The sequence below is a fragment of the Salmonella sp. SAL04202 genome, assembly GCF_046550775.1.
Classification (GTDB): domain Bacteria; phylum Pseudomonadota; class Gammaproteobacteria; order Enterobacterales; family Enterobacteriaceae; genus Salmonella; species Salmonella enterica.
Window position 1 is genome coordinate 629,709 of sequence record NZ_JBGDXK010000002.1, and the last position, 26,552, is coordinate 656,260.

At 54.1% G+C, this 26,552-nt stretch carries 23 protein-coding genes; 10 read left to right on the forward strand and 13 right to left on the reverse strand.

All coding sequences use genetic code 11. The annotated features are described in order from the left end of the window. Window positions 1-15: 15 nt before the first annotated feature. From hpf to yrbL, 5 genes are all read left to right on the forward strand, one after another. On the forward strand, window positions 16-303 hold the full coding sequence (gene hpf / locus ACLJQJ_RS13365; RefSeq protein ID WP_001176589.1) for a ribosome hibernation promoting factor: 288 nt from the start codon (window positions 16-18) through the stop codon (window positions 301-303). Window positions 304-420: 117 nt separating this feature from the next. After that, window positions 421-912, forward strand: a complete 492-nt coding sequence (gene ptsN, locus ACLJQJ_RS13370) for a PTS IIA-like nitrogen regulatory protein PtsN (RefSeq protein ID WP_000609332.1) — start codon at window positions 421-423, stop codon at window positions 910-912. Window positions 913-957: 45 nt separating this feature from the next. After that, window positions 958-1,812: an RNase adapter RapZ gene (gene rapZ, locus ACLJQJ_RS13375; RefSeq protein WP_000243749.1), complete on the forward strand. Its 855-nt coding sequence runs from the start codon at window positions 958-960 to the stop codon at window positions 1,810-1,812. After that, window positions 1,809-2,081 (forward strand): PTS phosphocarrier protein NPr, encoded by a 273-nt coding sequence (gene npr, locus ACLJQJ_RS13380; RefSeq protein WP_000216797.1) that lies wholly within the window; start codon window positions 1,809-1,811, stop codon window positions 2,079-2,081. The genes rapZ and npr overlap by 4 nt, the downstream gene beginning before the upstream one ends. Before the next feature lie 248 nt (window positions 2,082-2,329). Continuing rightward, the gene (yrbL, locus tag ACLJQJ_RS13385) at window positions 2,330-2,956 is read left to right on the forward strand and encodes a PhoP regulatory network protein YrbL (protein WP_050067919.1); all 627 of its coding nucleotides are present in this window, start codon (window positions 2,330-2,332) and stop codon (window positions 2,954-2,956) included. Window positions 2,957-3,036: 80 nt separating this feature from the next. On the opposite strand, the gene mtgA is transcribed toward yrbL, so the two are convergent. The 4 genes from mtgA to ACLJQJ_RS13405 form a co-directional block, all read right to left on the reverse strand. Next, complete coding sequence (gene mtgA / locus ACLJQJ_RS13390; protein WP_000044646.1) at window positions 3,037-3,765, reverse strand: monofunctional biosynthetic peptidoglycan transglycosylase; 729 nt, start codon at window positions 3,763-3,765, stop codon at window positions 3,037-3,039. Beyond that, window positions 3,762-4,415: an isoprenoid biosynthesis glyoxalase ElbB gene (elbB, locus tag ACLJQJ_RS13395; RefSeq protein ID WP_000719811.1), complete on the reverse strand. Its 654-nt coding sequence runs from the start codon at window positions 4,413-4,415 to the stop codon at window positions 3,762-3,764. Before elbB ends, mtgA begins: the two co-directional genes overlap by 4 nt. A 226-nt stretch (window positions 4,416-4,641) precedes the next feature. Next, the gene (gene arcB, locus ACLJQJ_RS13400; protein WP_000809819.1) at window positions 4,642-6,978 is read right to left on the reverse strand and encodes an aerobic respiration two-component sensor histidine kinase ArcB; all 2,337 of its coding nucleotides are present in this window, start codon (window positions 6,976-6,978) and stop codon (window positions 4,642-4,644) included. Between the two features lie 93 nt (window positions 6,979-7,071). Then, window positions 7,072-8,001: a TIGR01212 family radical SAM protein gene (locus ACLJQJ_RS13405; protein ID WP_001176887.1), complete on the reverse strand. Its 930-nt coding sequence runs from the start codon at window positions 7,999-8,001 to the stop codon at window positions 7,072-7,074. Window positions 8,002-8,672: 671 nt separating this feature from the next. Here ACLJQJ_RS13405 and gltB point away from each other — a divergent pair. The 5 genes from gltB to ACLJQJ_RS13430 all read left to right on the forward strand — a co-directional run bounded on the left by gltB (window position 8,673) and on the right by ACLJQJ_RS13430 (window position 18,509). Further along, entirely contained in the window at window positions 8,673-13,133 is a 4,461-nt protein-coding gene (gene gltB, locus ACLJQJ_RS13410; protein WP_063809194.1) for a glutamate synthase large subunit, read from the forward strand. Window positions 13,134-13,142: 9 nt separating this feature from the next. Then, window positions 13,143-14,561 carry a glutamate synthase subunit GltD gene (gene gltD, locus ACLJQJ_RS13415; protein ID WP_000081637.1) on the forward strand — a complete coding sequence of 473 codons (1,419 nt, stop codon included), beginning with the start codon at window positions 13,143-13,145 and terminating at the stop codon, window positions 14,559-14,561. Between the two features lie 207 nt (window positions 14,562-14,768). After that, on the forward strand, window positions 14,769-15,872 hold the full coding sequence (locus tag ACLJQJ_RS13420; protein WP_000184305.1) for a YhcG family protein: 1,104 nt from the start codon (window positions 14,769-14,771) through the stop codon (window positions 15,870-15,872). A 116-nt stretch (window positions 15,873-15,988) separates the two neighbouring features. Further along, entirely contained in the window at window positions 15,989-17,242 is a 1,254-nt protein-coding gene (gene codB / locus ACLJQJ_RS13425; RefSeq protein WP_063809195.1) for a cytosine permease, read from the forward strand. Continuing rightward, entirely contained in the window at window positions 17,229-18,509 is a 1,281-nt protein-coding gene (locus ACLJQJ_RS13430) for a cytosine deaminase (protein WP_001180674.1), read from the forward strand. The genes codB and ACLJQJ_RS13430 overlap by 14 nt, the downstream gene beginning before the upstream one ends. Before the next feature lie 82 nt (window positions 18,510-18,591). On the opposite strand, the gene nanQ is transcribed toward ACLJQJ_RS13430, so the two are convergent. The 9 genes from nanQ to ACLJQJ_RS13475 all read right to left on the reverse strand — a co-directional run bounded on the left by nanQ (window position 18,592) and on the right by ACLJQJ_RS13475 (window position 26,357). Next, complete coding sequence (gene nanQ / locus ACLJQJ_RS13435) at window positions 18,592-19,059, reverse strand: N-acetylneuraminate anomerase (protein WP_000979900.1); 468 nt, start codon at window positions 19,057-19,059, stop codon at window positions 18,592-18,594. After that, window positions 19,056-19,931 (reverse strand): N-acetylmannosamine kinase, encoded by an 876-nt coding sequence (gene nanK / locus ACLJQJ_RS13440; RefSeq protein WP_063809196.1) that lies wholly within the window; start codon window positions 19,929-19,931, stop codon window positions 19,056-19,058. The genes nanQ and nanK overlap by 4 nt, the downstream gene beginning before the upstream one ends. Continuing rightward, window positions 19,928-20,617 (reverse strand): N-acetylmannosamine-6-phosphate 2-epimerase, encoded by a 690-nt coding sequence (locus tag ACLJQJ_RS13445; protein WP_000054439.1) that lies wholly within the window; start codon window positions 20,615-20,617, stop codon window positions 19,928-19,930. The genes nanK and ACLJQJ_RS13445 overlap by 4 nt, the downstream gene beginning before the upstream one ends. A gap of 46 nt (window positions 20,618-20,663) precedes the next feature. Then, window positions 20,664-22,154, reverse strand: coding sequence for a sialic acid transporter NanT (gene nanT / locus ACLJQJ_RS13450; RefSeq protein ID WP_000108071.1), 1,491 nt, complete (start codon window positions 22,152-22,154; stop codon window positions 20,664-20,666). A 115-nt stretch (window positions 22,155-22,269) separates the two neighbouring features. Then, window positions 22,270-23,163: an N-acetylneuraminate lyase gene (gene nanA / locus ACLJQJ_RS13455; RefSeq protein WP_001029665.1), complete on the reverse strand. Its 894-nt coding sequence runs from the start codon at window positions 23,161-23,163 to the stop codon at window positions 22,270-22,272. Between the two features lie 134 nt (window positions 23,164-23,297). Next, window positions 23,298-24,089, reverse strand: coding sequence for a transcriptional regulator NanR (nanR, locus tag ACLJQJ_RS13460; protein ID WP_000382926.1), 792 nt, complete (start codon window positions 24,087-24,089; stop codon window positions 23,298-23,300). Between the two features lie 108 nt (window positions 24,090-24,197). Continuing rightward, complete coding sequence (gene sspB / locus ACLJQJ_RS13465) at window positions 24,198-24,698, reverse strand: ClpXP protease specificity-enhancing factor (RefSeq protein ID WP_000366112.1); 501 nt, start codon at window positions 24,696-24,698, stop codon at window positions 24,198-24,200. A 5-nt stretch (window positions 24,699-24,703) separates the two neighbouring features. Then, window positions 24,704-25,342 carry a stringent starvation protein SspA gene (gene sspA, locus ACLJQJ_RS13470; RefSeq protein WP_000257298.1) on the reverse strand — a complete coding sequence of 213 codons (639 nt, stop codon included), beginning with the start codon at window positions 25,340-25,342 and terminating at the stop codon, window positions 24,704-24,706. 262 nt (window positions 25,343-25,604) lie between these two features. After that, the gene (locus ACLJQJ_RS13475; protein WP_000950539.1) at window positions 25,605-26,357 is read right to left on the reverse strand and encodes a DUF695 domain-containing protein; all 753 of its coding nucleotides are present in this window, start codon (window positions 26,355-26,357) and stop codon (window positions 25,605-25,607) included. Between the last annotated feature and the right edge of the window lie 195 nt (window positions 26,358-26,552).

The following is a 26,552-nucleotide window of genomic DNA, read 5'->3' on the forward strand; positions in this document are numbered from 1 at the left end:
GATAAGGAAGACACTATGCAGCTCAATATCACCGGACATAATGTCGAAATTACTGAAGCCCTGCGTGAATTTGTGACGACAAAATTCGCCAAACTTGAACAGTATTTTGAGCGGATTAATCAGGTATACGTGGTGTTGAAAGTGGAGAAGGTCACGCATATCTCGGATGCGACGCTACACGTTAACGGCGGCGAAATTCACGCCAGCGCGGAAGGCCAGGATATGTATGCCGCCATTGACGGCTTGATTGATAAACTGGCAAGGCAGTTAACCAGGCATAAAGATAAACTGAAACAACACTAATTGTCCGGGCAGTTAGCCAGTGCAGGACGGCCTGTTGTGTGACACAACGGGCCATTTGTACAGTTAGCGCTCCGAACCTGGCCATCAACCTGACAGGACAGGTTCTTAGGTGAAATTATGATAAATAACGATACGACTCTACAACTGAGCAGTGTACTTAACCAGGAGTGTACGCGTAGCGGCGTTCATTGTCAGAGTAAGAAACGCGCGCTGGAAATCATCAGCGAACTGGCGGCAAAACAGCTCAGTTTACCTCCTCAGGTCGTGTTTGAAGCCATTCTGACACGCGAAAAAATGGGCAGTACCGGTATTGGTAATGGTATCGCCATCCCGCACGGGAAACTGGAAGAAGATACCTTACGCGCCGTCGGCGTGTTCGTTCAGCTCGAAACGCCGATCGCGTTCGACGCCATCGATAACCAGCCGGTCGATCTCCTCTTCGCCCTGCTGGTGCCCGCCGATCAAACTAAAACGCATCTGCACACGCTGTCGCTGGTGGCGAAACGTCTGGCGGATAAAACGATCTGCCGCCGCCTGCGCGCGGCGCTGAATGATGAAGAGCTGTATCAAATCATTACTGACACCGAAGGTGAGCAGAATGAGGCATAACAACTCAATGGCATTTATTTCTGTCGTTGTGAGGAGAAACGGTACATGGTACTGATGATCGTCAGCGGGCGTTCCGGATCAGGTAAATCTGTCGCTCTGCGCGCGCTGGAAGATATGGGATTTTACTGCGTGGATAACCTCCCCGTCGTGCTGTTGCCCGATCTGGCGCGAACGCTGGCCGATCGCCAGATTTCCGCCGCCGTCAGCATTGATGTGCGCAATATGCCTGAATCACCTGAGATTTTTGAACAGGCGATGAATAATCTGCCTGGCGCTTTCTCGCCGCAATTGCTGTTTCTTGATGCCGACCGCAATACCTTGATTCGCCGCTACAGCGACACGCGCCGTTTGCATCCGCTTTCCAGCAAAAATCTTTCTTTAGAGAGTGCGATCGATAAAGAGAGTGACTTGCTGGAGCCGTTACGCTCACGTGCGGATCTGATCGTCGACACTTCAGAAATGTCCGTCCATGAGCTGGCGGAGATGCTGCGTACCCGGCTGTTGGGCAAACGCGAGCGCGAACTGACGATGGTATTTGAGTCCTTCGGCTTTAAACATGGTATCCCGATTGATGCGGACTATGTGTTCGATGTCCGCTTTCTGCCCAACCCGCACTGGGACCCAAAACTGCGCCCCATGACCGGGCTTGATAAGCCGGTAGCCGCGTTTCTTGACCGACACACAGAAGTTCACAATTTTATCTATCAGACTCGCAGCTATCTTGAGCTATGGTTACCGATGCTGGAGACCAACAACCGCAGCTACCTTACCGTCGCTATCGGTTGTACCGGCGGGAAACACCGTTCGGTGTATATTGCAGAACAGCTGGCAGACTACTTCCGCTCGCGCGGTAAAAATGTCCAGTCTCGCCATCGCACGCTGGAAAAACGCAAAACATGACCGTAAAGCAAACTGTTGAAGTCACCAATAAGCTGGGCATGCATGCCCGGCCTGCCATGAAGCTTTTCGAACTGATGCAGGGTTTTGACGCCGAGGTGCTATTACGCAATGACGAAGGCACCGAAGCGGAAGCAAACAGCGTCATCGCGCTGTTAATGCTCGACTCCGCCAAAGGGCGTCAGATCGAAATTGAAGCCACCGGCCCGCAAGAAGTTGAAGCGCTGGCGGCGGTTATCGCGCTGTTCAATTCCGGCTTTGACGAAGACTAAACCTCCCCCTCTATACCTTATTTCCCCCAACGCCGTCCCGGTATTTGATGACAGTCACCCCAAAACCGGGCGTGTTACGCCTGCCTGCCACTTGTCCCGCAGCCCCACTCTTTCGTAATATTTGTACATTTCGTGCGCTTTACCTATGCATAAAAACATTAAGAAAACCTTAAAAAATTTCGTTTAAGTTTTGTTTAAGTTCTTTGTCCATACTAAATTTATGTGAATAAATTTTTCCAGGACTTGCCATGATCCTTTTATCCGAACAGACTCCGCTGGGCGCCGGTCGACATCGTAAATGCTATACGCATCCGGATAATGCCCGGCGTTGCATAAAAGTTATTTACAACCGTGACCACGGCGGTGATAAAGAGATTCGGCGTGAACTGAGCTACTATGCGCATCTGTCCCGCTACCTGACGGACTGGAGCGCTATCCCCCGTTATTACGGCACGGTAGAAACCGATTGCGGCACCGGCTATGTCTACGACATGATTACCGATTTCAACGGCGCGCCCTCTATTACCCTGACCGAGTTCGCCGCGCAATGTCGTTATGAAGAGGATGTCGCTGTCCTGCGGCGGCTACTGAAAAAACTGAAACGTTACCTGCTGGATAACCATATTGTGACGATGTCGCTGAAGCCGCAAAATATCCTGTGCCAGCGTATCAGCGAGTCAGAAGTGGTTCCGGTGGTTTGCGACAATCTGGGGGAAAGTACCTTTATCCCGCTGGCGACCTGGTCAACATGGTGCTGTGAACGCAAACTGGAGAGAGTGTGGCAGCGGTTTATCGCCCAGCCTGCGCTGGCCGTTGCCCTGGAGAGGGACGCGCAGCCAAAAGACAAGAAACGGCTGGCGCTTACTTCTCACTAAGCTTAATGACCTGTGCTTATCAGGCCTGGACGACACAGATCGCAGGCCGGATAAGGCGTTCGCGCCGCCATTCGACAAAATTAATTAAGCTGGTTGCGCGTCATAAAAGATTCCCCGCCCAGTTGGCGCATCTGGCGCATAATCCACGCCTGCCGGCTACGCACATAGCCGGAAGGCGCATTCGCCTTATAGCGTAACGGATTTGGCAATACCGCCGCCAGCAACGCGGCTTCAGACATACTCAAGCGACTGGCGGGTTTATGAAAATACCGTTGTGCCGCAGCCTCCACGCCAAAAATACCATCGCCAAACTCCGCGATATTCAGATAAACCGTGAGGATGCGCTTTTTGCTCCAGACAGTTTCAATGCCCAGCGTTAGCCCGGCCTCCAGACCTTTGCGCAGCCAACTGCGTCCATCCCATAAAAAGAGATTTTTCGCCGTTTGCTGCGAAAGCGTAGAGGCGCCGCGAATACGGCTCTCATTCCGCTCATTATGCGCCAGCGCTTTTTCAATCGCCGGAACATCAAAGCCCCAGTGCTCAGGGAACTTCTGGTCTTCCGCCGCAATTACCGCCAGCCCCATCCACGGCGAGATATCCGCCATACTGACCCAGTCAGAATGCGCCACATAACCGAACTCTCCGCCGAGCCAGGCGCTAATCTGCCGTTCCGCCATCACCGCCGAAAAAGGCACCGGAACCACGCTAAACAGCGCAATGCCGCCGCCCCAAAAGACGGCGAGCGCAGCAAGGATACGTAAAAGTAGACGGCGCAAAAACGTTAACGGCGCGATGCGTCGTTTGCTCATTCCGCCAGAACCAGCACGCGCGACACTAATTTATCAATGCCGCTTGCCGCCTGAGCGATATCCTGCGCCAGCATATAGGCAGGGGTGGTCACGACCTTGTTATCCTCGTCCACAACGATATCATCAACCGGGCAAGGTACGTGTTCGGCGCCCATCTCTTCAAGTACTTCAGCGGTATCAATATCCGTCCCTATTGTCAGACGTAGCGGGAAGTCAAAGATTTTCGGCAACATTGCGGGCGCGATACAGATGAATCCCAGCGGCTTGCCGGACTGGTGCATGGCCTTCGCCAGCGCGACGACATCGCTATCCACCCGGCATTCGCTCCCCTGGCTGGCGAAATTACTCAGGTTCTTCGCCGCGCCGAAACCACCAGGCACAATGAGCGCATCCAGTTCCTCTGGTTGAGCCTGGGACAGGGGACGAATATCGCCCCGCGTAATACGCGCCGCCTCAATCAGAACGTTACGCGTTTCCGCCATCGCTTCGCCGGTCAGGTGATTAATAACATCCGCTTGTGGTTTATCCGGCGCGAAGCAGACAGCCTGCGCGCCGCTGCGGGCAATGGCCAACAGCGTCAGAACGGCCTCATGAATTTCGGCGCCGTCATAGACGCCGCATCCGCTGAGCACTACGCCAATTTTTTTCATGGTGAACATCCTCCTGCAACCGACTCAAGCCCATTAATAATTTTGATTAAAATGCTACGCTTCACACATTTAAATGATTCATGTAACAAATCATTTAGGATTTGCTATCTTAACTGCGTGCGGCCTGAAAACAGGACTGCGCCTTTGACATCATCATAATAAGCACGGCGCAGCCACGATTTCCCTGGTGTTGGCGCAGTATTCGCGCACCCCGGTCAAACCGGGGTCATTTTTTTTCCGCGTTTGCCACCCAGGCTTTCAGCACCGCGACATCGTGCTGCCACTCCTGCTTCATCTCTTCAATCCATTCCGCGACATTATCTTCCCAGGCGGGAAGATCCGGCGACTGGATTTGCTGGCCAAGTTGTTGCAGATGACGCAGCCCTACCGAACCGGCGGCGCCTTTAATCTTATGCCCTTCCTCAACAACGCCTTTTTTGTCACGCGCCGTCAGATTGGACTCCAGCACGCTTAAATAGCCAGGCATCATTTTTTCAAACACCGCGAGACCGTCGGTGATCAATTTAGGCCCAACCAACTCGATGTACTGTTCCAGCATCGGGATATCCAGCAGCGCTTGCGCTTTATCGCTCTCTTCAGGCGTCACGGTACTCTCCTCTTTATCGGTGGCATCCCAGAATTTTTTAATCATCGCGGTTAAGGCCGGCACCGACAGCGGCTTACTCAGCACATCGTCCATACCAGCGTCCAGATACTCTTTTTTATCTTTCAGAACGTTAGCCGTAAGCGCTACCAGCGGCGGTAAATCTTCCCGCGTGTGGCGACGGGTCAGTTCTCTGGCAATATCCAGACCCGTCATATCCGGTAGCTGAATATCCAGTAAGACCAGGTCATATTCGCCTGGCGCGAACATCTCCAGCGCCGCCTTGCCGGTCATCGCGACATCCACGCTGTTACCCAGTTTTTCCAGTACCGAACGCGCCACGATCACGTTCAGTTCAATATCTTCGACCAGCAGAACATGCAGCGCGGGCAGCGGCATGTCGTCTTCATCAAAGGCGTCCTCCACCTCTTCCGCCACCGCTGGCGCATGAACCGTTAGCGTAAAGGTCGATCCTTTGCCCGGCAGACTGGAAACAGTAATATCGCCGCCCATATTTTTCGCCAGCCGACGGGAGACCGCCAGCCCGATACCGGTCCCCGTCGCCGGTTTACCGCCATGACTGTCTTTTACCTGATAATACATGGCGAAAATTTTATCCTGCTCATCCTGCGGAATGCCGATCCCGGAATCTTCCACTTCAAAGTGCAGCATGTCGCCTTCATCATAGCGCGCCCGCACCGTCACCTGGCCCTGCTGAGTAAACTTCACCGCATTGCTGATCAAATTCCATAAAATCTGGCGCAGACGCGTTCCGTCGGTAATGACTTTGTGCGGCAGCGGCAGCGTCGGCTCAAGCACAAAACGTAGCCCTTTTTGCTGCGCCTGCAAACCGGAAAGGTTTTCCAGATCGGCCATAAAGCTGGTGAAATCAACCGGTTGGTTATCAAGCTGAACCTTACGCCGCTCCATCTTATCCATATCAATGATATCATTGAAAATATTGCCTAACGTCACGGCGGAGACATGGATTGTCTTAAGGTATTTTTCCTGTTCGGCGGTGAGATCGGTATCCAGCAGGATGCGGCTTAAACCGACGATGCCGTTAAGCGGGGTGCGCAGCTCATGACTGATGGTAGAGATAAATGTGGTCTTGTCGCGGCTGGCGCGTTCCAGCGCGTCCTGATAACGCTTACGTTCGGTAATATCACGACCAAATCCCATCAGGCCATGACGTTTACCGACACGGTCGTAATAAGGCACTTTACGAATTTCAAAGCAGGCCTTTCGTCCGTCCGGGTAATCCAGCCACTGTTCGTAGGTCAGGGAGACGTTATGGCGGAATACTTTTTCATCGGTTTCAATGACTTTCTCCGCCGCTTCGGGAGAGTACACATCTTCCGGCTTCAAATGCACCAGCTGTTTTTCGCTCTTGCCGGTTAGCAATTCCATTGCGCGGTTACAGCCGGAAAATTCTTTATCCTCATTACGATAAAAAACCAAATCCGGCGAGGCGTCCAGAAAGGAGCGCAGAAAAGAGGATTGCTGTTCTAGCTGGATTTGCGCTTCTTCACGCTCTTTAATTTCTACTTTTAGCTGTTCAAATGTCTCTTGCAGCTCCGCTTCCGCTTTTTCGCGATCGGCAATTTCCTGATTAAGCTGGGCAATATTGTCCTTCAACTGTACGTTAAGCTTGAGATCGCGCTCGCGCATCTCCTCCAGCTTTTGCACCAGACGCGACAGTCGCTGCCTTGACTCTTCCAGTTGTTCAACAACAACGGATAAGAAATAGACCGCCCAGGGCGTAATTAACAGGCCAAAAAAGATGGAACGAATAACGTCGATACTTTCAACCTGACCATGCAGCACCATGGTCACCGCCATCTGCACGACAATCGCCAGCACCACCAATGCCAACGCCAGGAGCATGGAAAAGCGCACCAGACCCAATTTCATCATCAGGTCGACATAGTATTGCGCCAGCATACGAATTTGCTTCATAGAGGATTCCTTCACCACAACTTCGCACATAATACCCAATTATGGGAACCGCGTTGAATATTGTGCGAAATATGCGTAGCGCCCCTCATCACGCTACGCTACAGGTGGTATCCAGGGACGGGCCAGCGCAGAGCCCTGCACGCCATGCTCATTCAGGTATTTGTCCAGCTCAACCATCCCCGTCCAGCGATTCTCGCACCACAGCGGGGCAAGCAGCGTCGGACGGCGAGCGCTGGCTGAAATTCGGTGATAAATTACCTCCGGCGGCGTATGACGAATCATCTCACCTGCCGTTAGCGTGTAGTCGTCCAGTTCGATGCCGTTCAGCCGCCCCGCTTCCCAGGCTTTGGCCATCGTACTGCCTTTCACAATATGCAGCGGATGCAGTTTAATACCGTCAACGCCCGTCTCCACCACACGCTCCATGGTTTGCAGGCATTCTGCCTGCCCTTCGCCCGGCAGCCCCACAATCAGATGCGCGCACACTTTCAGCCCGCGCTCCCGGGCAATCCGGGTGGTACGCTGATAGCAGGCGAAGTCATGCCCGCGGTTAATTCGGCGCAGGGTTTTATCGTGTGCGGTTTGCAATCCCAGTTCCAGCCACACCTCGTAGCCTTGATCTTTATATTCACACAGTAAATCTACTACTGCCTGCGGGACACAATCCGGACGCGTACCGACGCATAACCCGACGATACTGGCCTGGCTGACCGCCTGTTGATACATGGAACGCAGCACCTGCACTTCTGCAAAGGTGCTGGTGTAGGCCTGGAAATAGGCCAGATAGCGTTTAGCGCGGTTCACCAGATGCGCCTGATGCGCAAGCTGCTCGGCAATCGAATGATGCTGCTGCGCCTCATCGGCAAAAGAGGCGACATTACAGAAGGTGCAACCGCCACGCCCGATGGTGCCGTCGCGGTTAGGGCAGCTAAAACCGCCATGAAGCGTCAGCTTATGAACCTTTTGCCCATACCGACGTAAAAGATCCCCACCAAACATATTGACTAATTTCTGTAACTGCATAATCTGATAGACCGCCTCTTAAAAAGAGGCCAAAGCCTGCCATTTTTAGTCTCCTTTGGCGATGACCTGGATCAATCGTCCCGGAAGGCTTTTATCCATTGCATAATCAAGCAAAATAAACGATATTTCATTCATAATCCCGCTGATGATTTTTCCTGATATTCCCCTCTTTTTTCAGCGTTTGCTGGGTCATCGATAAAAACAGTAGCATTCAATACTGCTCACGCTTAAAACAGCATAAAATGCCAATATTTTTGAAAAAGCAAGGTCAGATAACGTCTGGCGAGCGGCTCTTATAGTGAGACAGATCACAGGCTTTCTGCCGCTCCGTATTAGCAGCCCTTCTATAAAAAACCTTTTAATTTCAACAGATTCAAAAAGTTATCTGTGCTACAGCACACTTTTGCATAAATCAGTTTGCCATTTGACCTGGGTGTGGATTCCCGATAAGTTGGGGATCCGCTGGAAGCTTTCTGGATGAGCCGTCTGCTCATCATATTTATGCAGTAATTGAGATTCCCTCTTAACCGTATTTACCAATGCGCAAAGGACACAAAGAGGGCGAATGCGAGGTAAGCGTATGATGCGCCAGCCCCGTCGCCATGCTCTTGCTGTGCCCGCGCGCCGTCGGTTGGGAGAGCGTCCCGTAGAGCCTGGGGAGGTTCACTGATATGTTGTACGATAAATCCCTTGAGAAGGATAACTGTGGTTTCGGCCTGATCGCCCACATAGAAGGCGAACCTAGCCACAAGGTAGTGCGTACCGCCATACACGCGCTGGCCCGGATGCAGCACCGTGGCGCGATCCTTGCCGACGGTAAAACCGGCGACGGTTGCGGCTTGCTGTTACAAAAACCTGACCGTTTCTTTCGCATCGTGGCCGAAGAGCGCGGCTGGCGCTTAGCCAAAAACTACGCCGTCGGGATGATCTTTTTGAATAAAGATCCTGAACTGGCCGCCGCGTCACGCCATATTGTCGAAGAAGAATTACAGCAGGAAACCCTGTCGATTGTCGGCTGGCGCGATGTGCCAACCAATGAAGGCGTGCTCGGTGAAATCGCCCTCTCCTCTCTGCCGCGTATTGAGCAGATTTTTGTCAACGCTCCGGCAGGCTGGCGTCCGCGTGATATGGAGCGCCGTCTGTTTATCGCCCGCCGACGCATTGAAAAACGTCTGCAGGACGACAAAGATTTCTACGTATGCAGCCTGTCGAACCTGGTCAACATTTATAAAGGTCTATGTATGCCGGCGGATCTGCCGCGCTTCTACCTGGATCTTGCGGATCTGCGTCTGGAATCGGCCATCTGCCTGTTCCACCAGCGCTTTTCCACTAACACCGTGCCGCGTTGGCCGCTGGCGCAGCCGTTCCGCTACCTGGCGCATAACGGCGAGATTAACACCATCACCGGCAACCGCCAGTGGGCGCGCGCCCGTACCTATAAATTCCAGACGCCGCTGATCCCGGATTTACAGTCCGCTGCGCCGTTTGTTAACGAAACCGGTTCGGATTCCAGCTCGCTGGACAACATGCTGGAACTGCTGCTGGCAGGCGGGATGGACATTATCCGCGCCATGCGCCTGTTGGTGCCGCCCGCCTGGCAGAACAACCCGGATATGGACCAGGATCTGCGCGCCTTCTTTGACTTTAACTCCATGCATATGGAGCCGTGGGACGGTCCGGCAGGCATCGTGATGTCCGACGGGCGCTTCGCCGCCTGTAACCTTGACCGTAACGGCCTGCGCCCGGCGCGCTACGTCATTACCAAAGATAAGCTGATCACCTGCGCCTCCGAAGTCGGTATCTGGGACTATCAGCCGGATGAAGTGGTCGAGAAAGGCCGCGTCGGCCCAGGCGAGCTGATGGTGATCGACACCCGCGGCGGACGTATTCTGCATTCCGCGGAAACCGATGACGATCTGAAAAGCCGCCATCCGTATAAAGCGTGGATGGAAAAGAATGTTCGCCGTCTGGTGCCGTTTGAAGAGCTGCCTGATGAAGAAGTCGGTAGCCGCGAACTGGACGATGACCTGCTCGCCAGCTATCAGAAACAGTTTAACTACAGCGCCGAAGAGCTGGACTCGGTTATCCGCGTTTTGGGCGAAAACGGCCAGGAAGCCGTCGGTTCAATGGGCGACGATACCCCCTTTGCCGTGCTCTCCAGCCAGCCGCGTATTATTTACGACTACTTCCGCCAGCAGTTCGCGCAGGTCACTAACCCGCCTATCGACCCGCTGCGTGAAGCGCACGTCATGTCGCTCGCCACCAGCATCGGTCGCGAAATGAACGTCTTCTGCGAAGCGGAAGGTCAGGCCCATCGCCTGAGTTTTAAATCGCCAATTCTGCTGTACTCCGATTTCAAACAGCTCACCACCATGAAAGAGGAGCATTATCGCGCTGACCGTCTGGATATCACCTTCGACGTGACCGAAACCACACTGAACGCGACGGTTAAGGCGCTGTGCGATAAAGCGGAACAGATGGTGCGCAACGGCACCGTGCTGCTGGTCCTCTCGGATCGCAATATCGGTAAGAATCGCCTGCCGGTCCCCGCGCCGATGGCGGTGGGCGCGGTGCAAACGCGTCTGGTAGAACAAAGCCTGCGCTGCGACGCCAACATCATCGTAGAAACCGGAAGCGCCCGCGATCCGCATCACTTTGCGGTACTGCTCGGCTTTGGCGCAACGGCCATCTATCCGTACCTGGCCTACGAAACGCTGGGGCGCCTGATTGATACCCAGGCCATCGCTAAAAACTACCGTACCGTGATGCAGAACTACCGTAACGGCATCAACAAGGGGCTGTACAAGATTATGTCCAAAATGGGCATTTCGACCATTGCCTCTTACCGCTGCTCCAAACTGTTTGAAGCGGTCGGGCTGCACGATGATGTGGTAAACCTGTGCTTCCAGGGCGTGGTCAGCCGTATCGGCGGCGCGAGCTTTGATGACTTCCAGCAGGATCTGCTGAATCTCTCCAAACGCGCCTGGCTGGCGCGCAAACCCATTAGCCCGGGCGGCCTGCTGAAGTACGTCCACGGCGGCGAATATCACGCCTATAACCCGGATGTCGTGCGTACCCTGCAACAGGCGGTACAGAGCGGCGAATACAGCGATTATCAGGAATACGCCAAACTGGTCAATGAGCGTCCGGCGGCAACGCTGCGCGATCTGCTGGCGATACATCCAGACGGCGAGGCGGTGACTATCGACGAGGTTGAGCCCGCCAGTGAGCTGTTTAAACGCTTTGATACCGCAGCCATGTCTATCGGCGCATTAAGTCCGGAAGCGCACGAAGCGCTGGCGGAAGCGATGAACAGCCTCGGCGGCAACTCCAACTCCGGCGAAGGCGGCGAAGACCCGGCGCGCTACGGCACCAATAAAGTGTCGCGTATCAAACAGGTGGCCTCCGGTCGCTTTGGCGTGACGCCGGCCTACCTGGTCAATGCCGATGTGATTCAGATTAAAGTCGCGCAGGGCGCGAAACCGGGCGAAGGCGGTCAGTTGCCGGGGGATAAAGTCACTCCGTATATCGCTAAACTGCGCTATTCAGTGCCGGGCGTGACGCTGATCTCCCCGCCGCCGCACCACGATATTTACTCTATCGAGGACTTAGCGCAGCTCATTTTCGACCTCAAACAGGTCAACCCGAAGGCGATGATCTCCGTGAAGCTGGTGTCCGAACCGGGCGTCGGCACCATCGCGACCGGCGTGGCGAAAGCCTATGCGGATCTGATTACTATCGCCGGTTACGACGGCGGTACCGGCGCCAGCCCGCTCTCTTCGGTGAAATATGCTGGCTGCCCGTGGGAACTCGGACTTGTTGAAACCCAGCAGGCGCTGGTCGCCAACGGTCTGCGTCACAAGATTCGTCTGCAGGTGGACGGCGGTCTGAAAACCGGCGTCGACATCATTAAAGCGGCGATTCTCGGTGCGGAAAGTTTCGGCTTCGGCACCGGCCCGATGGTGGCGCTGGGCTGTAAATACCTGCGCATTTGCCATCTGAACAACTGCGCAACCGGCGTGGCGACGCAGGATGAAAAACTGCGTAAGAACCACTATCACGGCCTGCCGTTCAAAGTAACCAACTACTTTGAATTTATCGCCCGCGAAGTGCGCGAGCTGATGGCTTCGCTTGGCGTGACCCGCCTGGTGGATTTGATTGGCCGCACCGACCTGCTGAAAGAGCTGGAGGGCTTCACCGCTAAACAGCAGAAGCTGGCGCTGTCTCGTCTACTGGAAACCGCTGAACCTCATCCGGGTAAAGCGCTGTACTGCACCGAGAATAACCCGCCGTTTGATAACGGCGTGCTGAATGCGCAACTGTTGCAGCAGGCGAAACCGTTTGTCGATGCGCGCCAGAGCAAAACCTTCTGGTTCGACATCCGCAACACCGACCGTTCCGTCGGCGCGTCGCTTTCCGGCTACATCGCACAGACCCACGGCGATCAGGGGCTGGCTTCCGATCCGATTAAAGCACACTTCAGCGGTACCGCAGGCCAGAGCTTTGGCGTGTGGAACGCGGGCGGCGTAGAGTTATATCTGACTGGCGATGCCAACGACTATGTCGGTAAAGGTATGGCAGGCGGTTTGATTGCCATCAAACCACCGGTAGGTTCCGCCTTCCTCAGTCATAAAGCCAGCATTATCGGCAACACCTGCCTGTATGGAGCCACCGGTGGCCGTCTGTACGCGGCGGGCCGCGCGGGCGAACGTTTCGGCGTGCGTAACTCCGGGGCGATTACCGTAGTAGAGGGCATCGGCGACAACGGCTGTGAATACATGACCGGCGGCATCGTCTGCGTGTTGGGTAAAACCGGCGTTAACTTCGGCGCGGGGATGACCGGCGGCTTCGCCTATGTGCTGGACGAAGATGGCGAATTCCGTAAACGCGTGAACCCGGAACTGGTAGAAGTACTGGACGTTGATTCGCTGGCTATCCACGAAGAGCATCTGCGCGGTCTGATCACCGAGCACGTGCAGCATACTGGTTCGCAACGCGGCGAAGAGATCCTGTCCAGGTGGTCAAGCTTCTCAACCCAATTCGCGTTAGTTAAGCCCAAGTCCAGCGATGTCAAAGCCCTGTTGGGCCACCGTAGTCGTAGTGCGGCAGAATTGCGCGTGCAGGCGCAGTAAGGAATTGAAATGAGCCAGAATGTTTATCAATTTATCGACCTGCAGCGCGTTGATCCGCCGAAGAAACCGCTGAAGATCCGTAAGATCGAGTTTGTTGAAATCTACGAACCGTTTTCTGAAGGTCAGGCGAAAGCCCAGGCGGATCGCTGTTTGTCCTGCGGGAACCCCTACTGCGAGTGGAAATGTCCGGTACATAACTACATCCCGAACTGGCTGAAACTGGCTAACGAAGGGCGTATTTTTGAGGCGGCTGAGCTATCGCACCAGACCAACACCCTGCCGGAAGTGTGTGGCCGCGTCTGCCCGCAGGACCGCCTGTGCGAAGGCTCCTGTACGCTGCACGATGAGTTCGGCGCAGTGACCATCGGTAACATTGAGCGCTATATCAACGATAAAGCGTTTGAAATGGGCTGGCGCCCGGATATGACCGGCGTGCGCCAGACGGACAAACGGGTAGCGATTATCGGCGCAGGTCCGGCAGGGCTGGCGTGCGCCGACGTGCTGACCCGCAACGGCGTGAAGGCGGTGGTCTTTGATCGCCATCCGGAAATCGGCGGCCTGCTGACCTTCGGTATTCCAGCTTTCAAACTGGAAAAAGAGGTGATGACCCGTCGTCGCGAGATCTTCACCGGCATGGGTATTGAGTTCAAACTTAATACCGAAGTGGGTCGTGATGTACAGCTTGAAGATCTGCTGAAAGATTACGATGCGGTATTCCTTGGCGTCGGCACCTATCAGTCGATGCGCGGCGGGCTGGAAAATGAAGATGCGGACGGGGTTTTCGACGCTCTGCCGTTCCTGATCGCCAATACGAAGCAGATCATGGGGTTTGGCGAAACCAGCGACGAACCATATGTCAGCATGGAAGGAAAGCGCGTGGTGGTGCTGGGCGGCGGCGATACCGCAATGGACTGCGTACGTACCTCCATTCGTCAGGGTGCAACGCACGTAACCTGTGCTTATCGTCGTGATGAAGAGAACATGCCGGGTTCCAGACGCGAAGTGAAAAACGCGCGCGAGGAAGGTGTCGAGTTTCAGTTTAACGTTCAACCGCTGGGCATTGAAGTCAATGCCAACGGCAAAGTGAGCGGCGTAAAAATGGTGCGCACTGAAATGGGCGAACCGGATGCCCAAGGCCGTCGACGGGCGGAGATCGTCGCCGGTTCCGAGCATGTGGTTCCGGCTGATGCGGTGGTGATGGCGTTTGGTTTTCGTCCACACAGCATGGAATGGCTGGCGAAACACAGCGTGGAACTGGACTCGCAGGGACGAATTATCGCGCCGGAACGCAGCGATAATGCTTTCCAGACCAGCAACCCGAAAATCTTCGCCGGTGGCGACATCGTGCGCGGTTCCGATCTGGTGGTGACGGCGATTGCGGAAGGCCGTAAAGCGGCTGACGGGATTATGAACTACCTCGAAGTATAACCCTTCCGGCTCCCCGGTTAATGCCTTGTGCTGATGGCTGGGGAGCCGATATTCCTCTCCTCAATATCTCTCCTGCCGATTCTGGAAACCCGCTCGTAAATCGAGATGTAATGTCATGTAAAATCCGTTCATAGATTGATCCGTTTACGCCTGAAGCGTATTGATAGCGTTCTAATTTCACAATGAAACTATCACGTAAGGGATGACATGACGAATCCAACTTTAGCGCCACAGTCTGATGAATATCAGCAAATTCATGACGGTATTATTCGTCTGGTCGATACGGCACGTACCGAGACCGTGCGCAGCATCAATGCCATTATGACTGCCACCTACTGGGAAATTGGCCGACGTATTGTCGAATTTGAACAGGGAGGAGAAGCGCGAGCGGCCTATGGCACCCAGCTTATCGAACGATTATCGGTAGATTTAAGTCAGCGCTATAAGCGCGGTTTTTCCACCAGAAACCTATGGCAAATTCGTACATTTTATCTTTGTTTTCAACACATTGAAATTCCGCAGACACTGTCTGCGGAATCTTCAAATCTCATACCGCTCGCCAAAACATTCCCTCTTCCCTGGTCAGCGTATGTCCGCCTCTTGTCGGTAAAAAATCCCGATGCCCGCACTTTTTACGAGAAAGAGACGCTACGTAACGGCTGGTCCGTACGGCAGCTCGACAGGCAAATCGCCACTCAGTTTTACGAACGAACGCTACTGTCCCACGACAAATCCGCCATGTTGCAGCAACCTGCACCCGCCGAGCCAAACGTTTTGCCGGAGCAAGCCATACGCGACCCGTTCATTCTGGAATTTCTTAACCTGAAGGACGAGTATTCCGAATCAGATCTCGAAGACGCGCTGCTCAGCCACCTGATGGACTTTATGCTGGAGCTTGGTGACGATTTTGCTTTTGTTGGCCGCCAACGCCGACTACGCATAGACGATAGCTGGTTCCGCGTTGATCTGCTGTTCTTCCATCGTCGCTTGCGCTGCCTGTTGCTCGTTGACCTGAAGGTAGGCAAATTCGGTTATGCGGATGCCGGGCAGATGAATATGTACCTGAACTATGCCAAAGAACACTGGACAATGCCCGGAGAAAACCCGCCAGTCGGCCTGGTTTTGTGCGCAGGGAAAGGCGCGGGGGAAGCGCATTACGCGCTGACTGGCCTGCCAAACACCATCATGGCGAGCGAGTACAAAGTGCAGTTGCCCGACGAAAAATTACTCACAGACGAACTTATTCGTTCGCAAACCATGCTGGAAACTCAACTCACACGCGGTGGCTCACTGACAACGGAGAAAAACTAACGAACCATTAATGCCATGAATAATTATCAAAAAAAATATCATACGAAAACGTTTGCTTTATTCTGAGAACTGTATATTATGCGGCGGATTTTTTGGGCAAAATTCATGGAGGCGTTGTGTCGCAGGACAACAATTATAGCCAGGGCCCCGTCCCTCTGGCGGCGCGGAAGGGCGTGATTCCACTGACGTTTGTCATGTTGGGTTTAACGTTTTTTTCCGCCAGTATGTGGACCGGAGGGACACTCGGCACCGGTCTTTCTTATAATGATTTCTTCCTCGCAGTTCTCTTCGGTAATCTCCTCCTCGGTATCTACACTGCATTTCTTGGCTACATCGGCGCAAAAACCGGACTCTCCACCCACCTCCTTGCACGTTACTCCTTTGGCGTTAAAGGCTCATGGCTTCCCTCCTTGCTGCTTGGCGGCACACAGGTAGGCTGGTTTGGCGTTGGCGTAGCGATGTTCGCTATTCCGGTCAGTAAAGCGACGGGCATTGATGCCAATATCCTGATTGCCGTTTCGGGTCTACTGATGACCCTGACCATTTTTTTCGGCATCTCGGCGCTGACCATTTTGTCTATCGTTGCCGTACCCGCGATCGTTATTCTGGGCAGCTACTCCGTCTGGCTGGCGGTCAGCGGCGTGGGTGGGCTGGAGCATTTAAAAACGATAGTGCCGCAGACGCCGCTGGATTTTTCCAGCGCGCTGGCGCTGGTGGTGGGCTCGTTTGTCAGCGCTGGTACATTGACCGCCGACTTCGTCCGCTTCGGGCGTCATGCCAAAAGCGCCGTACTGATTGCGATGGTCGCTTTTTTCCTCGGCAACTCGCTGATGTTTATCTTTGGCGCGGCAGGCGCTGCCGCCGTCGGTCAGGCGGATATCTCTGACGTGATGATAGCGCAGGGGCTGCTGCTGCCCGCGATTGTGGTGCTTGGCCTGAATATCTGGACCACCAACGATAACGCGCTGTACGCATCGGGTCTGGGCTTCGCCAATATTACCGGTCTTTCCAGCCGTACGCTGTCGGTGGTGAACGGGATTATCGGTACCGTGTGCGCGCTGTGGCTTTACAATAATTTTGTCGGCTGGCTGACGTTCCTGTCATCTGCCATCCCACCGATTGGCGGAGTGATTATTGCCGACTATCTGTTGAACCGCCGCCGCTATGCCGACTTCAACACCGTGCGCTTTATTCCCGTTAACTGGATTGCTATTCTTTCCGTCGCGCTGGGCATCGCCGCCGGACATTATGTTCCTGGTATTGTGCCCGTCAACGCCGTACTCGGCGGCGTCTTCAGCTATATCCTGCTGAGTCCACTTTTCAACCGCAGCCTTGCTAAATCACCAGAGGTCAGCCATGCAGAACAATAACATCACCATTCGTCAGGCGCGTCTGCAGGGACACGAAGGATTATGGCAGATTACGATTGAAAACGGGCGCTTTAGCCGGATTGAGCCTCAGGAAGCCGCATCGTTACCGCAGGGCGAAGTGCTTGATGCCGAAGGCGGTCTGGCTATTCCACCGTTTGTTGAGCCACATATCCACCTGGATACCACGCAAACGGCGGGTGAACCGAGCTGGAACCAGTCCGGCACACTGTTTGAAGGGATTGAACGCTGGGCAGAACGTAAAGCAATGCTCACGCATGAAGATGTGAAAGCGCGCGCGATGCAGACCCTGAAATGGCAGATGGCTAACGGCATCCAGTACGTTCGTACTCACGTTGACGTTTCAGATCCTACGCTCACCGCGCTGAAAGCCATGCTGGAAGTGAAGCAAGAGGTTGCGCCGTGGGTAGACCTACAAATCGTCGCCTTTCCGCAAGAAGGTATTCTGTCTTATCCCAACGGTGAAGCGCTGTTAGAGGAAGCCGTGCGTTTGGGCGCTGACGTTATTGGTGCCATTCCGCACTTTGAGTTCACGCGGGAATATGGCGTTGAATCGCTGCACAAAATCTTTGCACTGGCGCAGAAATACGATCGCTTGATCGATGTGCACTGCGACGAAATTGATGACGAGCAGTCTCGCTTTGTCGAAACGGTCGCGGCGCTGGCGCATCGTGATGGCATGGGGGCGCGCGTGACCGCCAGCCACACCACGGCTATGCACTCGTACAACGGCGCGTATGCGTCACGCCTGTTCCGCCTGTTGAAAATGTCGGGGATTAACTTCGTCGCCAACCCGCTGGTGAATATTCATCTGCAAGGACGGTTTGACACTTACCCGAAACGTCGTGGCGTCACGCGGGTGAAAGAAATGCTGGAAGCGGGGATCAACGTCTGCTTTGGCCATGATGACGTCTTCGACCCGTGGTATCCATTAGGCACCGCCAATATGCTGCAGGTGTTGCATATGGGGTTACACGTTTGCCAGTTGATGGGGTATGGGCAAATCAACGACGGGTTAAATCTAATCACTACCCACAGCGCAAAAACCCTGCATTTACAGGACTACGGTCTGAGCGTCGGCAATGCCGCGAATCTGGTTATCTTACCCGCTGAGAATGGATTCGATGCGGTACGTCGCCAGACGCCTGCCCGTTACTCGATTCGCCACGGGCGGGTGATTGCCGAGACGGTGCCGAGCCAGACGACGCTGCACCTGACCCAGCCGGAAGCCGTGACGTTTAAGCGTTAACCCGTCATACCCGCGCTCTCCGGCACATTCACCACGCAGCCCCGTAAGGGGCTGCGTTCGGAAGACTGCTCCGGCAAGAGATTCAGGCCGCCAGCAGACTGGCGCGTACTTTCACTACCACTTTTTTGATGTCATCTGGCTCACCCACTGCACATCCCGGTTTATGCGGTTCTCCCGGCATAAAAACAGCAAACATCCCCGCTTGCAGCGTAATAGTCTGCTCGTCGGCAATTTGACTACAAAGCTGGTAATCCTCTTCAACATGCATCTCCTCGCACTGGCGAGCGGCACCGGACATCCCAAACGCAATACGCTCGACGCCGGTTAGTAGTAGCTGAATATCAATGTATTGTTCATGCAATTCCGCTTTCTTCTCGGCCGGCATTTGCGTCGTTAACTGCATTACATTCATAAAGATATTGTCGCCCTGCAATTCATAGCGCCCCGGTGCTTTCTCCTGCGGCCTTGCCGCCAGCGCGAGAGTCAAGGCATCCAGCAGTCGCGGATGCAACCCGCAAGAAGGCAACGACTGTACTTCCCCCATCATCATAATGTGTCTCCTTGAGCTAACAACGCAGCGCCTAATAATCCTGCGTCATGCCGATAGCGAGCGGCGCTCAGCGCCACGTGATAAGGCGCAGGCTCTTGCATCAAAAACGCGCGAACCTGCTCCAGGTATCCCTCAGCTAACCCTACGCTGCCGCCAATGACCACACACTGGCAGTCGGTAATCGCTTTCACATCGGCGATCATTCGCGCTATTACCTGCGCGGATTGGCTTACCAGATGTCGCGCCTGCTGATGACCTTCGCCAGCGCGAATAAATAGGGTTTTGGCGTCGCATCCCGCCAGATCGTCCCGCGCCGCCGCGGCCATCCCTCGTCCGGAGGCGATGGCCTCTACGCAGCCAACGCGTCCACAGCCGCATACGGGCCCGTGTGGGTCCGCCAGGGTGTGTCCCAGGTGCCCGGCCAGACCGCCTTTTCCGGTAAGGAGCTTGCCGTCACAGACAACGCCGCCGCCAACGCCGGTTGAAACGGTGATAAATACCATATCGCGGATATCATCAGGGAGCGCGTGATACTCGGCCCAGGCCGCCGCCTGCGCGTCGTTCACCGCCAGCGTCGGCAGGCCTGCGATCGCTTCCAGTGTTTGTACTAACGGAAAGTGTAGCAAGCCGCCCAGATTATGGGGGTTTAGCGCCAGCAGCATCCCTTCCTGAATGATCCCGGTAGAAGCTATCGCTACCTGACGCGCCTTTGCCCGTAGTGGTTCAACCAGCGCCTTTAATGCTTCACGTAACGCATCCGGCGTTTTGCTCGCGGGGGTCGGTAGCTCGCGACGCTGGCTAATGCGCAAGTTTTTGTCGATGAGCGCGGCGGCAAGTTTAGTCCCGCCAATATCAATTGCTAACGTAGTCATGACGCCGCCTTTTTTAATGCGTCGTTATACCATCCACAGATATGTTCCAGACGGGTAATGGCGGACCCCACCGTCACCGCCCATGCGCCATAGCGGATCGCCTCCGCCGCCAGTGCTGGCGAGTTATAGCGCCCTTCGGCTATTACCCGGCATCCGGCGTCATGCAACGCTTTGACTAAGGGCAGATCGGGTTCCTCCGGCGTATCGGGGGTGGTGTAGCCGGACATTGTCGTGCCGATAATGTCCGCGCCCAACCGTTGGCAGGCGAGACCATCGTCCACGGATGAGCAGTCGGCCATCGCCAGTAGATGGTGGTGATGAATGCGCGCCAACAACGCCTCAACGGCTACCGGCCGTTGCCGAGCGGTTCCATCAACGGCGATAATAGCTGCGCCAGCCTGCGCCAGCGCATCTACATCGTCGAGAAAAGGGGTAATGCGCACTGGAGAGTCGTCCAGATCGCGTTTGATAATGCCGATAATGGGTACCGAAACGAGCGAGCGGGTCATACGCAGGTTGTCTATGCCTTCAATACGCACCGCAACCGCGCCCGCCTGTTCCGCCGCCAACGCCATTGCCGCTACAATCTCCGGCTTATCCAGCGGACTGCCCGGAACGGGCTGGCAGGAGACAATCAGGCCGCCAGAAGCGGCAATATTTTTATCCAGTTGTTCAAGTAACGACATACTACTCCCTTACAAATATTGCCCGGTTTAAAACCGGGCAAGCGGATTAACTTTTCGTTTTTACAAAGGCACCTTTACCACTGCCAAGCGGTACGGCTCCGCTGAACGGTTTGTCGTCAATAGCATCGTGGGTGCGTAACGCTTCCGGACGTAGCCAACGCTGTACGCGAGACGGCATATCAAGCCCAATAAGCAGGATCACGACAAACGTCAGGCTGAAAGAGAGCGATGCCAGCGCAGTGCCCAGATCCAGACGTTGAGCGATCAGCGCTCCCAGGATCGGCGCCAGCGCGCCGCCGAGCGCGCCGACGTTATAAGTAAAGCCCAGCCCCGCCGCGCGCTGATCGGTATCGAAGTAACCGCCGATCAGTTTCGGCAGAATCCCGGCAATCCCCTGCCCCAACATCTGTTGGAAAAACAGTAGCAGACCCAGAACCCAGACGTTTGTGCCGCCAATCGCAAAGACCGGAATAATGAGGATTTGCGAGGCCAGCAGGCTACAGACATATGCTTTACGCGTTCCCAGCCAGTCGCCAAGAAAACCGCCTACGCAGCAACCAACCGCCGCGCCAAATCCGCTAAAGAACAGGACATTCGCCACCGTATGCGGATCGTAGGCCAGCTCGGTTTTCAGATAAGTGGGTAATAGCGCCTGAATCGGCCAGGAATAGAGGAAAGCAAACAGTACCACCAGCATCAGCATGACGCCAGTGGGCCAGCGTTTACCGCTGCTCTGCACCATAAAGCTGATAAAGATAACCGCGCACAGTAGTCCCAGCCCCGCCACAATCGCAGCATTTTGTAGGTTACCGGCAAAACAGAACCACAGCGCAGCGGCGGCGGCGAAAGTCATTAAAATGTTGATGATGCGATGTTCGCCCCGATAAAGAATGTCGACCATCGTACGTACCGGCGCTTTACCCGCGTGTTTCTCTTTCCAGTCTTCCGCTTCCGGAATGTTTTTTCGCAGCCAGAGAGCGAAGATAATTGGCAAAATGCCAATGAAAAACAGCGCGCGCCAGCCCCAGACAGGCACCACCAGGCTGTACACCTGCGCGGCAACGACCGCGCCGACGGAGAAGCCGGAAATCAGAAAACCGCTGGCTTTATTGCGTAAATGTTTTGGCCAGCTTTCAATCACATAGGTCGCGCTGGAACCATATTCGCCCGCCATGCCCATACCAATCACCAGTCGGGCGATGAACATGGTGGTGTAACCAGGCGCAAACCCGCAGGCCAGGGTTCCCACCGAAAACAGAATGATGCTGCTGACCATCGCCAGACGACGCCCATAGCGATCGCCCATCGCGCCCAGTAATAACCCGCCGAACCAGCGAGAGATAAAAGCCGCAGAAATCAGGCTTGCCGCCTGTACCGTCGTCAGCCCAAATTCGCTTTGTACCTCAGTCAGTACAAGAGCAATCAACACAAAATCAAAACCATCAAGCAGATATCCCAGCCAGGCAGCGGAAAATGCCCGCCACTGCGCCCGGTTGAGATGGCGATACCACGGGATGTTCTGGGTAGAAGTACTCATTTTACTCTCCCGACGATTTTTGTTGTCGTTATGCCGAATGGCGGCTCCGCCTTATCCGGCCTACCGCTCACACTGTTGTAGGCCGGGCAAGCGTAGCGCCCCCGGCATTATGCTGTTACGCCTTTTCTTCCATCAGTTGTTGAGCCAGCGCCTTGAGCGCCGGCAGGTATTTTTCATCAACAGGCGCGAACGGTTTACGACACAGCGGCACCGATAGCACGTCCATATAATGCAGGACCGTTTTCAGGCCGCGGAATACGCCGGTTTTAATCAGTAAATCAATAACCTTATTGCACTCGGTTTGCAGACGCTGCGCTTTCGCCACATCGCCCTCACGTAATGCCTGAACAATCCCCTGATAACGCCAGCCCATAATGTTGTATGTGCTGCCGATACCGCCGTCCGCGCCCGCCAGCAGGCCGGAAGCGAAGATTTCGTCATAACCGTTGTACAGCACCAGATCCGGATGCGCGCGGCGGATCTGCTCCATCTGGAAGAGATCGCCGGAGGTTTGCTTCAGCGCGCTCACGCCCGGTAAGGTCACCAGCGTATTGATCTGATCGAGGGTAAGTTTTACACCGCTTAACGCCGGAATGTTGTATACCACCATCGGCAATCCATCTGCGGAATCAATGATTGCCCGATAATGGTCACAGTGCTCTTCAAAACTGAAAGGGTAATAAAAAGGCGTCACCGCAGAGACCGCATCAAAACCGTAACGCTTTGCGGCGCTGGCAAGCTGCTGGCTTTCTGCGGTGCTTACCGTCCCGACATGGGCGATCAGCGTGATTTTTCCCTTCGCCTCTTCGGCGACAATCTCCAGTACCTGCTCTCTTTCAGCAAGGCTCTGTACGAATGCTTCCCCGGTGGAACCGCCAACGTACAGCCCATCGATACCCTGCCCGATGTTAAAACGCACCAGACGGCGCAGGCTTTCGCTATCCAGTTGCTGCTGATGATCAAATGGGGTCAACAACGCCGCCATTACGCCTTGCAATGCTTTTGCCATACCTACCTCTACGGATGATGAATATATTAACTACCTACCTTTATACCTGTTATACCAGATCAAATAAGCAGCAAATAATACAGAACGCTTATAGTGCGATCTGCTTCACTAAACTGGGATCGGAGGCGCGATCGCTACCGCATTTTTTGACTTTTTTTACCGAGCGCGTGCCAGGTAGCGGAAACGCTATTGAGGTGGGTTTGCAGAGCGCGATCCGCTTTATCGGGATCTCGCTGGCGAATGGCATCAACAATCACAATATGCTGTTGATAACTCACGTTATTATGTTCATGCAGCTCACGATCGGGAACGCTTGGGCGAGCGGCGATTAGCCAGTCCAGCAGAGCAACATGAATAGCCATAAAGATCGGATTGCCGGGAATTTCAGCCAGCACCCGGTGAAACTCGACATCCGAACGAATAAACAGCGCGTTGTCATCCAGCGACTGGCTATTAATTTCCAGCGCTTTCGTTAACAACGCGATCTGCTCGTCGGTGGCATGTTCCGCCGCATAGCGTACCAGGCTGGATTCAAAGAAAAGCCGTAGCTGTTCAAAGTGAGCGATGCCGCCAGGATGAGTAAGAAAATCTTTCGCCATACCCGACAGTTCGCTGATGATGGTATCAGCAGAGGGGCGCGAGACGCGGGCGCGTTCGCCGTTATTGATTTGCACCAGACCTTTACGCTTCAGCGCAGCTAACGCTTCACGCACGGAGGGACGTCCCACATTGAAGAAGGCCATTAATTCACGTTCAGACGGTAGCTGTTCTCCCTCGCCAAACTCATGACGGCGGATCATCTGCTCCAGCTCTTCCTCAACCATTTCAGACAGTTTTTTACGCGCCAGCGGACGGCGGCGCAAACTACGCCCGAGGGATGTCGGTGAATCTTCTGCTTGCGAATCAAATGCGTTCATAACGTCCATTCATGAGTGGTCGGTGGCAAATAATAGCAAGCTTATCGTAACACAGCTTCAAAAGCAGGGTGAACCCGCGAGGAGACCAAACAAAACAGGCCCTTCAGGGCCTGTTGATTATTTTACTACGCGTAGCGCCGGACGTCCGCCACGCGGCGGAGGCGGCTCGTCATCAGGGCTACTGTCGTCATCGTGGTCGGGCTTATCGCCATCAATGACGGACATCACGGTCTCGCTTTCCGCACCTGCGGTATTGTCATCATCATTTAAGCTGACAACGTCTTCATCATAGGCGGCTTCAGGCTCAAACATGGTGCCTGCGCCGTTTTCACGGGCGTAAATCGCCAGCACCGCAGCCAAAGGCACAGAAACCTGACGGGGAACGCCGCCGAAGCGCGCATTAAAACGCACTTCATCATTAGACAGCTCCAGATTACCTACCGCCCGCGGCGCAATATTGAGGACGATTTGCCCATCGCGCGCATATTCCATAGGGACATGCACGCCAGGCAGCATCACATCCACCACCAGATGCGGGGTCAACTGGTTATCCAGCAACCACTCGTAGAAAGCACGCAACAGATAAGGACGACGCGGCGTCAACTGTGACAAATCCATACAGGTTAACCCCGACCGAGGCGCATTTCACGTTCAGCTTCGGTTAAAGAAGCCAGGAAAGAATCACGTTCAAAGACGCGGGTCATATAGCCTTTCAGCTCTTTCGCCCCTGCGCCGCTGAATTCAATACCCAACTGCGGTAAACGCCACAGGAGAGGCGCCAGGTAGCAATCAACCAGGCTGAATTCGTCGCTCAGGAAATACGGTTTCTGACCAAATACCGGCGCAATCGCCAGCAGCTCTTCACGCAGTTGTTTACGCGCAGAGTCGGCCTCGGAAGCAGACCCGTTTACGATGACGTTCATCAGCGTATACCAGTCTTTTTCAATACGGTGCATGTACAGACGGCTTTCACCGCGCGCGACCGGATAAACCGGCATCAGCGGCGGATGAGGGAAACGCTCATCCAGATATTCCATAATGATGCGAGATTCCCACAGGGTCAGCTCACGATCCACCAGTGTCGGAACGCTTTGATTCGGGTTGAGGTCAATCAGATCCTGAGGTGGATTGTCCTTTTCCACATGTTCGATCTCAAAACTAACACCCTTTTCAGCCAACACAATGCGGACCTGATGGCTATAGATGTCAGTAGGACCAGAAAACAGCGTCATTACCGAACGTTTGTTGGCAGCGACAGCCATGAAAACCTCCAGGTATATTCAGAATTTTTACTGCTACCAGCCACAATGTGACCAGCCAGATGTTATGTCACCCAGGGCGAAAAAAGCCATCATTGCTCAGAAACGAGACAAAAAATGAACATTCCCCGCTATTTGGGCAGAAAATTGGATGATAGTTTACCAGATTTTGTGACCTTTGTGGTGAGTCGATTCTGGAAATGAGGAAAAAGAGATATTCCTGGTCTGAAATGCTCGCCCCACCTGAGATATTGTCTTTCGCCTGTTATGCCTGTACTACCGGTGCGCCCCAGCCATCAAAACTGCCGCCATGTTTTTCAGCCAGATCGGTAAGCTGGCAAGTGATTTCTGTCATATGCCATTGTTGCGGAGCATCGGTGCTGATAAAAGACGCCATAAACCCCTGTTGCGGGTCATTCATTCGAATACTGACCAGCGTTATGCCATACGGTAATGCAGCAATATCTTGCGCCAGGTCGCGCGCTGCGACCTCTGTAGGCAATGTCGCATAATAATCAATAGCGCGCGGAAGCGTCAGATCATCACCTTGTTCCTGTAATCCCCGGCACACACGGGAATCGTGTATCCAGTTCCAGTCGTATCGGGTTGGATACAAGAACTGGCGGTAAAAGTTTCCTTTATCATTGTGACTCTCTCTATAACTAAAAGAGATTTCCGGGCCACCAGCGAGCAATTTATCCAGCGTCTTTTCCCAGTTAAGATCCTCTTCCGACATGAACACAAAATCGCGCCAGCCTTGTTGGGTAACCACACCCACCAGCCAGATCGGAAACGTCTTCCCCTTTTCATCAAGCCAGTCCTCTATACGATTTAAACGCTGTGTTTCATCGGGCTGCGGTAAACCATTTTCATAACAGTTGGTGTAATGAACACGTAAGAACCCGGTATGGATAAGGCGATCAAATTTTTCATCCTGAATGGCGCCGATATCCACACGTATACCCGTAACATGGTCATCCACCGTTGTTATAAAGAATTCCCATTTATTCGACAGCATTAACGACTCTTTCTTAGTAAACAATGAGTTAAAAAATCCCACTGCGACTTCCTTTTCTCTGAGCGTGCATGAAAGATGAATAAGATGAGAATAATGCTAAAGATAGGGAGGAAAAGAGACTGGATTCGGACTTTAGCCATAAAAAAACCCGCCGAAGCGGGTTTTTTCGCTAACAGTTGTCTGCCGAAGCAGAAC

Coding starts and splice junctions, on each gene's coding strand:
- sspA (WP_000257298.1), bottom strand. CDS start 25,342: ATGGCTGTCGCTGCCAACAAACGTTCGGTAATGACGCTGTTTTCTGGT.
- ACLJQJ_RS13405 (WP_001176887.1), bottom strand. CDS start 8,001: ATGCAGTTACAGAAATTAGTCAATATGTTTGGTGGGGATCTTTTACGT.
- sspB (WP_000366112.1), bottom strand. CDS start 24,698: ATGGATTTGTCACAGTTGACGCCGCGTCGTCCTTATCTGTTGCGTGCT.
- ACLJQJ_RS13430 (WP_001180674.1), top strand. CDS start 17,229: ATGCAGAACAATAACATCACCATTCGTCAGGCGCGTCTGCAGGGACAC.
- nanK (WP_063809196.1), bottom strand. CDS start 19,931: ATGACTACGTTAGCAATTGATATTGGCGGGACTAAACTTGCCGCCGCG.
- ptsN (WP_000609332.1), top strand. CDS start 421: ATGATAAATAACGATACGACTCTACAACTGAGCAGTGTACTTAACCAG.
- gltB (WP_063809194.1), top strand. CDS start 8,673: ATGTTGTACGATAAATCCCTTGAGAAGGATAACTGTGGTTTCGGCCTG.
- ACLJQJ_RS13475 (WP_000950539.1), bottom strand. CDS start 26,357: ATGCTGTCGAATAAATGGGAATTCTTTATAACAACGGTGGATGACCAT.
- rapZ (WP_000243749.1), top strand. CDS start 958: ATGGTACTGATGATCGTCAGCGGGCGTTCCGGATCAGGTAAATCTGTC.
- elbB (WP_000719811.1), bottom strand. CDS start 4,415: ATGAAAAAAATTGGCGTAGTGCTCAGCGGATGCGGCGTCTATGACGGC.
- mtgA (WP_000044646.1), bottom strand. CDS start 3,765: ATGAGCAAACGACGCATCGCGCCGTTAACGTTTTTGCGCCGTCTACTT.
- arcB (WP_000809819.1), bottom strand. CDS start 6,978: ATGAAGCAAATTCGTATGCTGGCGCAATACTATGTCGACCTGATGATG.
- gltD (WP_000081637.1), top strand. CDS start 13,143: ATGAGCCAGAATGTTTATCAATTTATCGACCTGCAGCGCGTTGATCCG.
- nanQ (WP_000979900.1), bottom strand. CDS start 19,059: ATGATGATGGGGGAAGTACAGTCGTTGCCTTCTTGCGGGTTGCATCCG.
- ACLJQJ_RS13445 (WP_000054439.1), bottom strand. CDS start 20,617: ATGTCGTTACTTGAACAACTGGATAAAAATATTGCCGCTTCTGGCGGC.
- nanA (WP_001029665.1), bottom strand. CDS start 23,163: ATGGCAAAAGCATTGCAAGGCGTAATGGCGGCGTTGTTGACCCCATTT.
- yrbL (WP_050067919.1), top strand. CDS start 2,330: ATGATCCTTTTATCCGAACAGACTCCGCTGGGCGCCGGTCGACATCGT.
- npr (WP_000216797.1), top strand. CDS start 1,809: ATGACCGTAAAGCAAACTGTTGAAGTCACCAATAAGCTGGGCATGCAT.
- nanT (WP_000108071.1), bottom strand. CDS start 22,154: ATGAGTACTTCTACCCAGAACATCCCGTGGTATCGCCATCTCAACCGG.
- hpf (WP_001176589.1), top strand. CDS start 16: ATGCAGCTCAATATCACCGGACATAATGTCGAAATTACTGAAGCCCTG.
- ACLJQJ_RS13420 (WP_000184305.1), top strand. CDS start 14,769: ATGACGAATCCAACTTTAGCGCCACAGTCTGATGAATATCAGCAAATT.
- nanR (WP_000382926.1), bottom strand. CDS start 24,089: ATGGACGTTATGAACGCATTTGATTCGCAAGCAGAAGATTCACCGACA.